The organism is Cellulosimicrobium funkei (genome assembly GCF_001019615.1).
Lineage (GTDB): Bacteria > Actinomycetota > Actinomycetes > Actinomycetales > Cellulomonadaceae > Cellulosimicrobium > Cellulosimicrobium cellulans_E.
In genome coordinates, this window is record NZ_JNBQ01000039.1 from 22,008 (window position 1) to 33,608 (window position 11,601).

General features: G+C 77.8%; 10 protein-coding genes. 2 read left to right on the plus strand and 8 right to left on the minus strand.

From position 1 onward, the window contains the following. Positions 1-12: 12 nt before the first annotated feature. The gene (locus FB00_RS18055) at positions 13-1,362 is read right to left on the minus strand and encodes an APC family permease (RefSeq protein ID WP_047234299.1); all 1,350 of its coding nucleotides are present in this window, start codon (positions 1,360-1,362) and stop codon (positions 13-15) included. Between the two features lie 200 nt (positions 1,363-1,562). Here FB00_RS18055 and FB00_RS18060 point away from each other — a divergent pair, with 200 nt between their 5' ends. Together FB00_RS18060 and FB00_RS18065 are read left to right on the plus strand one after the other, a co-directional pair. Next, positions 1,563-2,624: an NAD-dependent epimerase/dehydratase family protein gene (locus tag FB00_RS18060; protein ID WP_047234300.1), complete on the plus strand. Its 1,062-nt coding sequence runs from the start codon at positions 1,563-1,565 to the stop codon at positions 2,622-2,624. Continuing rightward, a complete protein-coding gene (locus FB00_RS18065; RefSeq protein ID WP_047234301.1) occupies positions 2,621-3,961 on the plus strand; it encodes a UDP-glucose dehydrogenase family protein in 1,341 nt (446 codons plus the stop codon). Before FB00_RS18060 ends, FB00_RS18065 begins: the two co-directional genes overlap by 4 nt. Here the strand turns inward: FB00_RS18065 and FB00_RS18070 are convergent. The 7 genes from FB00_RS18070 to FB00_RS18100 form a co-directional block, all read right to left on the minus strand. Next, the gene (locus FB00_RS18070) at positions 3,937-4,191 is read right to left on the minus strand and encodes a DUF6480 family protein (RefSeq protein ID WP_221928239.1); all 255 of its coding nucleotides are present in this window, start codon (positions 4,189-4,191) and stop codon (positions 3,937-3,939) included. The two genes, FB00_RS18065 and FB00_RS18070, sit on opposite strands and share 25 nt — an antisense overlap. A 43-nt stretch (positions 4,192-4,234) precedes the next feature. Then, the gene (locus FB00_RS18075; protein ID WP_082141482.1) at positions 4,235-5,359 is read right to left on the minus strand and encodes a glycosyltransferase family 9 protein; all 1,125 of its coding nucleotides are present in this window, start codon (positions 5,357-5,359) and stop codon (positions 4,235-4,237) included. After that, positions 5,350-6,084, minus strand: coding sequence for an SDR family oxidoreductase (locus FB00_RS18080; protein ID WP_082141483.1), 735 nt, complete (start codon positions 6,082-6,084; stop codon positions 5,350-5,352). Before FB00_RS18080 ends, FB00_RS18075 begins: the two co-directional genes overlap by 10 nt. Beyond that, positions 6,081-8,219 (minus strand): PfkB family carbohydrate kinase, encoded by a 2,139-nt coding sequence (locus tag FB00_RS18085; protein WP_156186454.1) that lies wholly within the window; start codon positions 8,217-8,219, stop codon positions 6,081-6,083. The genes FB00_RS18080 and FB00_RS18085 overlap by 4 nt, the downstream gene beginning before the upstream one ends. Next, positions 8,216-9,490, minus strand: a complete 1,275-nt coding sequence (locus FB00_RS18090) for a glycosyltransferase (RefSeq protein ID WP_047234302.1) — start codon at positions 9,488-9,490, stop codon at positions 8,216-8,218. Before FB00_RS18090 ends, FB00_RS18085 begins: the two co-directional genes overlap by 4 nt. Further along, positions 9,487-10,497, minus strand: a complete 1,011-nt coding sequence (locus FB00_RS18095; RefSeq protein ID WP_047234303.1) for a glycosyltransferase — start codon at positions 10,495-10,497, stop codon at positions 9,487-9,489. The genes FB00_RS18090 and FB00_RS18095 overlap by 4 nt, the downstream gene beginning before the upstream one ends. Beyond that, positions 10,494-11,601 (minus strand): glycosyltransferase family 9 protein (locus FB00_RS18100; RefSeq protein ID WP_419865532.1); only part of this gene is annotated, 1,108 nt, incomplete at its 5' end. The genes FB00_RS18100 and FB00_RS18095, both read right to left, overlap by 4 nt.

An 11,601-nucleotide genomic window follows, 5' to 3' on the forward strand; every position in this document is an offset into this window, starting at 1 on the left:
CCGCCGCCGCGGTCACGCCTCCCGGGCGGACCGTGCGCTGCGCGTCCGGCCCGTCCAGCGCATGACGCCGTAGAGGACCGCGCCGACGGCGAGCAGGATCCCCGCGCGCAGCCACGTGACCGCGTCCTGCTGGGTGAGCAGCAGCACGCACGACGCGACGCCGAGCACCGGGACGACCGTCGCGACGCGGAAGTGCGGCGCGTCGACCGGGTCGCGGCGCAGCACGAGGACCGCGACGTTCGTCGAGGCGAAGACGAGCAGCAGGAGCAGCACGACCGTCTCGGCGAGCCCCGCCACGTCGCCAGTGAAGACGAGCCCCATGGCGACCACCGTCGTCACGACGATCGCGACCCACGGGGTGCGGCGGTGCGGGAGCACCCGGCCGAGGACGGACGGGAGCAGACCCTGCTCCGCCATGCCGTACGCGAGCCGGCTCGACATGATCATCGTCAGCAGCGCGCCGTTCGCCACGGCGATGAGGGCCACGAGCGAGAACACCCACGCGGGCACGGACCCCTCGGCGTCGACGACCTCGAGCAGCGGGCCCGTGGACCCGGCGAGGGTGTCGGGGTCCACGACCGCCACCGCGGCCACGCCCACGGCCACGTAGACCACGCCCGCGGTCACGAGTGCGCCGAAGAGCGCGCGAGGGTACGTGCGCCGGACGTCGCGGACCTCTTCCGCGAGGTTCGCCGACGTCTCGAACCCCACGAACGAGTAGTACGCGAGGATCGCGGCCGAGAGCACGGCGAGCGCCGGCGTCGTGCCCTCGGCGAACTGCGTGACGCGCGCCGGGGACCCGTCGCCCCGGCCCAGGACGACGGCGGCGAGCACGACCACGAGCACGAGTCCGGACAGCTCGATCGCGGTCATCGCGACGTTGGCGCGCAGCGACTCCTTGATGCCGCGCGCGTTGAGCGCGGCGACGAGCGCGAGGAACAGCACCGCCACGAGCCGGTCGGGCGCGTCGACGAAGGTCGCGAGGTAGTCGCCCGCGAACGCGAGCGAGAGCCCGGCCGCGCTCGTCACCCCGGCGGCGAGCATGGAGAACCCGACGAGGAACGACACGAGCGGGCTGCGGAACGCCCGGTCGGCGAACACCGCGGCGCCCCCGGCCCGCGGGTACTTGGTCACGAGCTCGGCGTACGAGCCCGCGGTGAGCAGGGCGAGGCCCAGCGCCACGAGCAGCGGCAGCCAGACGGCGCCGCCGACCTCGCCGGCCATCTCGCCCACGAGCGCGTAGACGCCCGCCCCGAGCACGTCCCCGAGGATGAAGAGGTACAGCAGCCGTCCTCCGACCGAGCGGGACAGCTTGGTGTCCGGGTCGGCGGCCTGCTCCTGGGGTGCGGTCGGTGCGCTCATCGGGTCACCGTGCCACGGGCCCGTCCTGCTCGCGGCCGGGCGGCGACGCCCGCGGGGCGGGTGGGCCGGAGCGTGTGCGAGCCGGGAGGGCCCGTGTGAGCGTGGAGGTCCCGGGTCCAGCAGCGAGCCCGTCCGCACGAGCGTGACCGGCCGGGACCAGGCGTCCTCGGCTCGTCGCGCGCCGTCGCGAGGAGACGAGCATGGACGACACGTCGGGGGTCCGAGGCGCGAGCGGGGCGGCACGTCGCGCGCGCCGGGCCGTGGTCATGGGCGGTGCCGGGTTCGTGGGCAGCCACGTGTGCGAGGCGCTCGTGGCCCAGGGCACGGAGGTCGTGTGCGTGGACGACCTGTCGACGGGCGAGGTACGCAACCTCGACGCCCTGCGCGACGAGCCCCGGTTCCGGTTCGTCGAGGCCGACGTCAGCGCAGGGATCGACGTCCCCGACGACGACCGGGTCGACCTCGTGCTGCACCTCGCGTCGCCCGCCTCGCCCGTGGACTACCTGCGCCTCCCGCTCGAGACCCTGCTCGTGGGGTCCGCGGGGACCCGCCACGGGCTCGAGCTCGCCGAGCGGGCCGGAGCGCGGTTCGTCCTCGCCTCGACGTCGGAGGTCTACGGGGACCCCGAGGTGCACCCCCAGCGCGAGGACTACTGGGGCCACGTCAACCCGGTCGGCCCGCGCAGCGTCTACGACGAGTCCAAGCGGTTCGCCGAGGCGACGACGACCGCGTACCGCCGCTCGCGCGGCGTGGACGCGGGGATCGTGCGGATCTTCAACACCTACGGACCACGCATGCGGGGCCGCGACGGGCGCATGGTGCCCACGTTCGTGCGCCAGGCGCTCGCGGGCGAGCCGCTCACCGTGGCCGGCGACGGGTCCCAGACGCGCTCGGTCTGCTACGTCGACGACCTCGTGGAGGGCATCCTCGCGTTCGCCGGGTCCGGGCACCCCGGGCCCGTGAACCTGGGCGACGCAACCGAGCTCACGGTGGCCCGCGTGGCCGAGGACGTGCTCGCCGCGACGGGGAGCGACGCGGGGGTCGTCCACGTCGACCTGCCCGAGGACGACCCGCGCCGCCGCCGCCCCGACACCGCGCTCGCGGAACGCGTCCTCGGGTGGCGCGCCCGGACGCCGTGGCCGGAGGGCCTCGCCCGCACGGTCGCGTGGTTCCGCGAGGAGGCCGGGCGCGGCGCGGCGGTCCCGGCGGGCGCGGGCGAGACCGGCGTCGCCGCCGGCGACGCGGGAGGGGCGGGCGCATGAGGCTGTCGGTGCATGGCTGCGGCTACCTCGGGGCCGTGCACGCCGCGGCCATGGCCCGGCTCGGTCACGACGTCGTCGGGATCGACGTCGACCGCGCCCGGGTCGACGCGCTGGCCGAGGGCCGGGCCCCGTTCTTCGAGCCAGGGCTCACCGCGCTCCTGGCCGACCCCGGCGGGCCGGGCTCCCTCACGTTCTCGACCGACGCCGCGCGCGCCGCCGACGCGGACGTCCACTTCCTGTGCGTCGGCACGCCGCAGTCGGCCGGGAGCGGGGTGGCCGACCTCCAGCAGCTCGACGCGGCGCTCGCCGCGCTGCGCCCGCACCTGCGGCCGGGCGCGGTCGTGGTCGGCAAGTCGACGGTGCCCGTCGGGACGGCGGAGCGGCTCGCGCGGGACCTGCCCGCCGGCGTCGGGCTCGCGTGGAACCCGGAGTTCCTTCGCGAGGGACACGCCGTCGCCGACACGCTGCACCCCGACCGGCTGGTCTACGGCGTGCCCGAGGACGGCGCCACCCTCGTGGAGCGCCTCGACGCGGTCTACGCGCCGCTCCTGGACGACGGCGTGCCGCGGCTCGTGACCGACCTCGCCACGGCGGAGCTGGCCAAGGTCGCGGCGAACGCGTTCCTCGCGACGAAGATCTCGTTCGCGAACGCGGTCGCGGAGGTGTGCGAGGCCGCGGGCGGCGACGCCGTCGCGCTCGTCGGCACGATGGCGCTCGACCGCCGGATCGGCGGCGAGTACCTGGGCGTGGGGCTGGGGTTCGGGGGCGGGTGCCTGCCCAAGGACATCCGCGCGTTCGCGGCGCGGGCGCGCGAGCTCGGCGTGGGCCGGGCCGTGTCCTTCCTCGACGAGGTCGACGCGATCAACGACCGCTGCCGGGACCGGGCGGTCGAGCTCGCCCGCGCGGCGTGCGGCGGCTCGCTCACGGCCCGGCGGGTCGCCGTGCTCGGCGCCGCGTTCAAGCCCGACAGCGACGACGTGCGCAGCTCGCCCGCGCTCGCGCTCGCGCGGGCGATCGCCGCCGAGGGCGCGGAGGTCGTCGTCACCGACCCCCAGGCCCTCGCGCTCGCGCAGGCCGCCGCTCCTGAGCTCGGGTACGCGGCCGACGCGTGCGAGGCGGCCGCCGGCGCCGACGTCGTGGTCCTCGCGACCGAGTGGGACGAGTACCGAGCGCTCGACCCGGACGACCTCGCCGGCGTCGTGCGCGCGCCCCGGCTCGTCGACGCGCGCAACGCCGTCGATCGCGGCCGGTGGCGCGCGGCGGGGTGGGACGTGCGAGCGCTCGGCGTGGCCGCCGTGAGCGCGGACCGGCCTCAGTCGAGCAGCCCCACCGCGTAGCCGACGAAGAACAGGGCCACGAGGACCGCGACCGCGCCGACGACGCCGATCCACACCCACGGCACCGCACGGTGCGGACCGTGCTCCTCGTGGCCCTGCGGCGCGCTCACCTGGTCCTCGGCCGGCGGCGTCTCGCCGGGCTGCACGTCGCCGCTCGCCGAGAAGTCGGCGGCGCTCGAGCGGTGCGAGGCGTCCAGGGGGTCGGGATCGGGGGAGGTGGGGCCGGTCATGGTGCGGTCCTTCCGTCGGTGCGGGGGTCGAGAACGGGAGAGGTCATGGCTCGACCCTCGGGACCCGGCCGCCCGCCCGCATCTCGAGGGCGTCCTCGGGTCCCGCGAGGAGCGAGCGCGCGGCCTCGACGACCTCGTCGACGGTGATCCGGTCGAGCGCCGGGTCGAGGTCGGCGGCGTGCGGGTCGCCGCGGTGCCCGCCGGGCTGCGCGGGCGTCGCGTCGCCGCCGTGCCAGAGCACGACGTGCCGCTCCGGGTCGATCGCCGGGCCCCACGCCGACGGCGGGGTCGGCCCGAACAGGACGACCGACGGGGTGCCGAAGGCCGTCGCGAGGTGCGCGACGCCCGTGTCGCCGCACACCACGAGGCGTGCCGTCGCGACGACGTCGGCGAGCGCGGGCAGGTCGAGCGTGCCCGCGGTGTCGGTCACCGTGCCCGTCGTCTCCGTCACCCCCGTCGTCTCCTCGAGGGACGCGGCGGCGTCCGCGACGACGCGCGCGCAGAGGTCGCGCTCGTCGGGGCCGCCCGTCACGACGACGTCGTGCCCCGCGGCGGCGAGGTCGCGCGCGACGGCGGCGAAGCGGTCCGCGGGCCAGCGACGCGACCCCGACGCCGCGCCCGGGTGCACGACGACGTGCCGCCCGCGCGCCGCCGGCGGGTCGAGCCGAAGGTCCTCGCGCGAGCACGCGCCGCCCGCGGCCGCGACCAGACGGCACCAGCGGTCGACCTCGTGCTCGTCGGGGTCCCAGCCCGGCCCGGCGACCCCGGCCTCGCGCGACGCGTACGCGACGACCTGCTCGGGCGCGGTGTCCAGGAGCACGCGGTGGCTCTGGGGCCCGCTGCCGTGCAGGTTCACGGCGACGTGCCCGGAGGGCGCAGCGCCGGTCACCGCCTCGGACTCCTCGACCCACGCGAGGGGTGCGAGGCCCTGCGCGGGCACCACGCCGTCGACGAGGCCGAGGTCGCGGAGCCAGCCGCCCACCTCCTCCGGCGCGGCGAGCAGGACGCGGCGCCCGGGCCACGCGCGCCGCACGCCCCGCAGGGCCGGGACCGCGGTCAGCGCGTCCCCGAGCCCGAGCGCGCGCAGCACGAGGACCGTGCCCTCGTCCTGCCCGGCGAGCCCCGGCAGGTCGGGCGCCAGCTCGGTCGCGCCCGCCGTCACGGCCACGACGTCTCGCCGGAGGCCATGACGAGCATCTCGCGGATCTCGCAGCCCACGGGCTGGCGCAGCGCGGTGAGGACGGCGGCCGCGGTCGCGCGCGGGTCGTTGAGGTCGGCGTCCGGACCGGGCTTGTACTGCTCGGTGCGGCCGTCGAAGAACGCGGTGCGCATCCCGCCGGGCACGAGGCACGTCACGCCGACACGTCCCGCGAGCTCAGCGGCGAGCGCCTGGGAGAAGCCGCGCACGGCGAACTTGGACGCGCAGTAGGCGGTCGCGTCCGAGACGCCCTTGAGGCCCAGGGTCGACGCGACGGTGACGACCGTCCCGCGCCGCTCCTCGAGGAAGGGCAGCGCGGCGCGCACGACCGCGACCGTGCCGAACAGGTTGACGCGCACGACGCGCTCCCAGGTCTCGACGTCGATCTCGTCGAGCCGCCCGCACGCGTCGGTACCGGCGGCAGTCACGACCGCGTCGGGCGGTCCGACCTCCAGGGCGAGGCGCTCGACCGCCGCGGCAGCCGCGGCGGAGTCGGACAGGTCGACGACCGCGTGGGGCGCGCCGCCCGTGGGCGCGACCCGGTCGAGGACGACCGGCTTGCCGCCCGCCGCCGTCAGGGCGTCGACGAGCGCGGCGCCCAGGCCGCTCGCGCCGCCCGTGACGTAGACGGTGCCGAGCTCGCGCGGCTCCAGGGCCTGGTCGGGCTGCGGGATGGTCGAGGTGGTCGAGGTCATGCGGTGGTCTCCTCCGTCAGGGTCGGGAGCCCCGGCGCGAACCGCCCGGAGCGTTCGAGGATCGAGGTCGTGGAACGGCCGTCGACGTAGGGCAGGACGACGACCCGGCCGCCGTGGCGCCGGACCACCTCCGCCTCGGGCAGGGTCTCCTCGGTGTAGTCGCCGCCCTTCGCCCACACGTCCGGGCGCAGGCGGTCGAGCGCGGCGCGCGGGTCGTCCTCGTCGAACACGACGACGGCCGACACGCAGTCGAGCGCGGCGAGGACGCGCGCGCGGTCGGCCTGCCCGACGACGGGGCGCTGCGGCCCCTTGAGCCGCCGCACGGACGCGTCGCCGTTGAGCAGCACGACGAGGTGGTCGCCGAGGCGCGCCGCGGCCTCGAGCGTCGCGACGTGGCCCGCGTGGAGGATGTCGAAGCACCCGCCGGTGGCGACCACGGTGCCCCCGCGGGCGCGCAGGCGCGCCGCCACGTCCTCGGGGGCCGGGTCCGTGGGCGCGGGCCCGGTGACATGCTCCGGCGCCGTCCGCGGGGCCCCGGACGCGTGCCGGGTCGCCGTGTCCGCGCGCCGGCGGTAACCCTCGGCGCCGCCGGTGGCGACCCACTCCGACGCCGACCCGACCGCGGCGACCACCGCCTCGACGAGCTCGGCGCCGCGCGCGAGCGCGACCGCCACCGTCGAGGCGAACCGGTCGCCCGCGCCGCAGGGGTCGCCGTGCGCCACGGTCGCGGGCACGTACGCGGGCTCGCCGTCGGCGCGCGCGACGAACGCGCCGTGCTCGCCCGCGGTGACGCACACCGCCCGGACGCCCCACGCCGCGGCGAGCGACCGGGCGAGGCCGCCCGGGTCGTCGGCGCGCGCCTCCAGACCGAGCGCCTCCGCGGCGTCGAGCGCCTCGGCGAGGTTGGGGGTCACGACGGCGGTCCCGGGCACGGGCGGCCCGCCGCGCGGGTGGGGGTCCCACACGACCGTCCGGTCGCGGGCCGCGTGCTCGAGCGCGTCGCGCACGGGGCCGGCGTGCGTCGTCCCGGCCCCGTAGTCCGAGACGAGGACGACGTCGGCGCCCCCGAGCGCCGCGCGGACGGCGCGCTCGGGCACGTCGTCGGGCCGTGCCGGGCCGCCGTCGTCGACGCGCACGACGGTCTGCCCGCCGGAGCGCACGCGGGTCTTGCGCCGGGTCGTGCCGACCTGCGGCAGCGCGACGACGTCGAGGTGCGGGCGCAGCAGCGCGCGCAGCTCGCCGCCCGCCTCGTCGTCGCCGAACGGCGCGACGAGGCGCACGCGCGCGGCGTCGGCCGCGAGCAGGGCCGTGAGCCCCGCCCCGCCGGGGCTGCGCCGGACGCCGAGCGTGTCGACCACGGGCACCGGTCCGTCGGGGGAGAAGCGCGTCACCTGGCCGTCGACGTCCCGGTCGAGCAGCACGTCGCCGACCACGACGACACGCGGCCCCTCAGACGTCGTAGGCACCTCGACGGGCGGACCGTCGGCCGTCACGCCAGCCGACTCCTCCCGGGCGGCTGCCTCCCGGTGGCGCACGTGCGCGTCGAGCGCCGCGCACAGCGCGTGGACGACGACGAGGTGGAGCTCCTGGACCGACGAGGTCGACGCCCCGTGCAGGGCGAGCACGTCGTCGCACGCCTCGGCCAGCGAGCAGTCCCGGGGCCCGGTGAGCGCCCACGTCGTGAGGCCGAGGTCGCGCGCGCGGCGCGCCGCGGCGACGACGTTCTCGCTCTCGCCCGACGTGGACAGCAGCACGAGCACGTCGCCGGGCCGCCCGTGCGCGGCGACCTGCCGCGCGTACATCTCGCCGATGCCGTAGTCGTTGACGATCGCGGTGAGGCTCGACGTCTCCGCGTGCAGGCTGATCGCCGACAGCGGCGTGCGCTCGCCGTCGAAGCGCCCCACCAGCTCGGCGGTGAGGTGCTGTGCCTCGGCCGCGCTGCCGCCGTTGCCCGCGACGAGCAGGCGCCCGCCCGCGAGCACGGTGTCGGCGAGCCGTGCGCCCCACGCGTCGATCCGGCCCGCCTCGGCGGTGAGCAGGTCGAGGCCGTCGTGCAGGTCCGCGGCGTGGTCGCGCAGCCAGCGTCGGGCCGCGTCCTGCGGGCCGTCGGTGCGCCCGTGCCCGTGCGCGGTCACGGTGCGCTCACCGCCCGCAGCGCGGCGCGGGCGCCGACGACCGGGCGCGCGCGGTCCGGCACGGCGCGGCGCGCGGCCACGACGCGCTCGTACGACTCGGCGGTGCGGGCCGCGACCGTCGACCACCCGTACAGGTGCTCGGCCCGGACGCGCGCGGCCGAGCCCAGGCGCTCCGCGAACGCCGGGTCGTCGGCGAGCCGCCGCAGCGCCGCCGCGAGCGCCCCGGGGTCCCGCGGCGGGACGAGGAGGCCGGTGCGTCCGTCGACGACCGAGTCGAGCAGCCCGCCCACGGCCGCCCCGACGACCGGCCGCCCGCACGCGGCCGCCTCGAGAGGGACGATGCCGAACGGCTCGTACCAGGGGTCGCACACCACGGCGTCGGCCGCGTGCATGAGCTCGCGCACGTCGTCCTGGGTCACGCTGCCCACGAACCGCACCCGGTCCGTCACGCCGCACGCGTCGGCGACGGCGCGCAGCCGGAGCACCTCGGGGTCGGCGTCCAGGTCGCCCGCGGCCGGGCCTCCCGCCACGACGAGCTCGGCGCCCGGCAGCTCCGCGAGCGCCTCGATCACCGTGTCCACGCCCTTGCGCTCGACGAGGCGGCCGACCGAGAGCAGGCGCAGGTGCCCGGGCTCGCGGTGCAGGTGGCCGGTGCGGTCGGCGTCGGGCAGGAACCGGCCGAGGTCCACCCCGCACGGGACGACGTCGATGCGGTCGGGGTCCGCGCCGAGGGCCACGAGCTCGGCGACCTCGTCGGCGCACGTCGCGACGATCCGGTCGACCGCGCGGCACAGCAGGCGCTCGCGCGCGACGCGCTCGGCCGGGCTCGTGTCGTGCGCTCCCTGGTGGCGGCGCTTGACGGACCCCAGGGCGTGGAACGTCTGCACGAGCGGGACGCCGAGCGCGGGCGCGGACAGCAGGCCCGCGATCCCGGACATCCAGAAGTGCGCGTGCACGACGTCGGGGCGCGGCCCGGGCTCGATCCACCGCCGCAGCAGGTCCGCGCCGAACGCGTCCATGTGAGGGAGCAGGTCGTCCTTGGGCACGGCCACGGGCGGGCCGGCGTCGACGTGGACGACGTCCACGCCGCGCGCGAGGTGCACGCGCTCGGGGAGGGACGCGTCGTCGCGGCGCGTGAACACCTCGACGCGGTGGCCCTGGGCACCGAGCCGGGTGGCGAGCGACGCGACGTGGACGTTCTGCCCGCCCGCGTCGACGCCGCCGAGCGCGGCGAGGGGGCTGGCGTGCTCGGAGATCATCGCGATCTTCATGAGGTCACCTCCGTCAGGACCGTGTCCCAGCGCCGCAGGAACGCGGCGTGGGAGTAGTGCTCGAGCACGTGGGCGCGCGCCGCCCGGCCGTGCTCGCGTGCGTCGTCGGGGTCGGCGAGCCAGCGCCGCGCCGTCGCGGCGAGCTCGTCGGGGCGGGAGCTGAGGAGCCCCGCCGCCGGGGGCACCGCGACGGGCGCCTCCGTCGTCGGCAGCGCGAGGACGGGCAGACCGAGCGCCATCGCCTCCAGGAGCGAGAGCCCGAGGCTCGTCCAGCGGTAGGGGTGCAGGTAGGCGCGCGACGTCGCGAGCCGCGCGTGCATCGCGGCCTGCGGGACGTCGTCGTGCAGGCCGTGCGGCAGATCGTGCGGCGCGGCACCGGGCGGTGCGGAGAGGTGCTCGGCGAGCTTGCCGACGCCCATGCCGTAGACGTCGAGCGGCACGTGGCGGCCGAGGCCCACGAGCACGTCGGTCCCGGCGACGCGCCAGCGCCGCACCGGCTCGTTGACGACGGCGCCGACGCTCGCCCGCTCACCGGTGTAGAGGGGGCCGGGGTCGGGGATGCCGTGGTCGACGACGAGCGTGCGCGCGTCGCCCGTGTCCCACATGAGCGCGTTGAAGGCCGTCACGTGCACGATCGGGACGAGGCCCTCCTCGACGACGTCGAGGTCGGCGAGCGGGTGCCGCGTCGCGGCCGCGGGGCCGGTGGGCGCGTTGTGCTCGACGTAGACGGCCGGGACGTCGCGGCCGGGCACGAGCCCGGTCCAGCGGCGCAGCAGCTCGACCTCCTCCGGGCGCTGGAGCACCACGACGTCGACCGCGCCGTCCGCCGCGAGGTCGGTGAGCTCGTGCGGCGTCACCTCGCGCGCGCCGGGCGGCCAGTCCCACGTCCGGGCGCGGCCACGGCCGTCCGGCCCGCGGTCAGGGACGACGGGGACGAGGTACTCGTGGCCGCCCGCGACGAACGCCGTCGCCCACGACCCGTGCACGTGCCAGACGAGGATCCTCATCGCGCCACCCCCGCCGCCCAGGCCGTCGTGGTGCGGCCCGGGCGGGGCCGGGGAGTCCCGACGACGTGGGGGGCCCCGAGCCGCGCGACGGCGGCGACGACGTCGTCGGGCTCGATCCCGCCCAGGCACGGGTGCCCGGCGACCGGGCAGACCCGGGCGCGCGTGTCGCGGCACCCGGCGTGCTGGTCGCCCAGCACGACCACCGGCACCCCCCAGGGGGCCCACCGCTCTGCCGGGACCACGGGCGCGAAGAGGGACACGACGGGCGTGCCCACCGCGGCGGCGAGGTGCGCGGGGCCGGTGTTGCCCACCACGACGCACCGCGCGCCCGCGAGCACGGCGGCCAGGCCCGCGAGGTCGGTGCGGCCCGAGAGGTCCCGGGCGCGACCGTCCGCGACGTGGGCGCCCAGCGCTGCCTCGCCCGGGCCGCCCGTGACGACGACCTGCCGGCCGGACGCCACGAGCGCCGCGACGAGGTCCCGCGCGTGGTCGGGCGCCGGTGCGCGGGCGGGCACCGACGCGCCCGGGTGCACGACGACGTACGGACCGGCGGGCACGAGGTCCGCGACGTCCGGGAGCGGGCGGCGCACGCGCAGCGCGTCACCGTCGGGCGGCCCGCCGAACCCCGCGGCGCGCACGAGGTCGAGCGCCGCCTCCACCTCGTGCAGCCCGGCCGGGCGGGTGTGGCGCACGTCGAGGAGCGAACCGGGGTAGTCCTCGCTCACCGCGGCGACGTGCTCGACCTCCGCGAGCCGGAGGAGCATCGCCGCGGGCAGCGGGCTCTGGTGGAACGAGGTGAAGACGACCGCGGCGGCATAGCGCCGCGCGGCGAGCGTCGCGACGAGGTCGAGCACGCGCGTGCGGTCCACGGGCGGGGGCCGGTAACCGGACCACGGCGCGTCGAACACGAGCACGTCGCGCACGTCCGGGAGCAGGCGTGCCGCGGCGTGCCCCGCGGGCGCCGCCAGCACGTCGACCTGGCCGCCGCGGGCCGCGACCGCGTGCGCCATCGCCCGGATCGCGGGGCCCGTGAGCAGCACGTCGCCGTCGCTGTCGAGGCGCACGGCGAGCACGTCGGCGCTCATGCCGCCCGCTCCTCGGTGC

Excerpts from the sequence above, each read along its gene's own strand:
- FB00_RS18055 (WP_047234299.1), bottom strand. The coding sequence starts at position 1,362 with ATGAGCGCACCGACCGCACCCCAGGAGCAGGCCGCCGACCCGGACACC.
- FB00_RS18090 (WP_047234302.1), bottom strand. The coding sequence starts at position 9,490 with ATGAAGATCGCGATGATCTCCGAGCACGCCAGCCCCCTCGCCGCGCTC.
- FB00_RS18060 (WP_047234300.1), top strand. The coding sequence starts at position 1,563 with ATGGACGACACGTCGGGGGTCCGAGGCGCGAGCGGGGCGGCACGTCGC.
- FB00_RS18065 (WP_047234301.1), top strand. The coding sequence starts at position 2,621 with ATGAGGCTGTCGGTGCATGGCTGCGGCTACCTCGGGGCCGTGCACGCC.
- FB00_RS18080 (WP_082141483.1), bottom strand. The coding sequence starts at position 6,084 with ATGACCTCGACCACCTCGACCATCCCGCAGCCCGACCAGGCCCTGGAG.
- FB00_RS18095 (WP_047234303.1), bottom strand. The coding sequence starts at position 10,497 with ATGAGGATCCTCGTCTGGCACGTGCACGGGTCGTGGGCGACGGCGTTC.
- FB00_RS18070 (WP_221928239.1), bottom strand. The coding sequence starts at position 4,191 with ATGACCGGCCCCACCTCCCCCGATCCCGACCCCCTGGACGCCTCGCAC.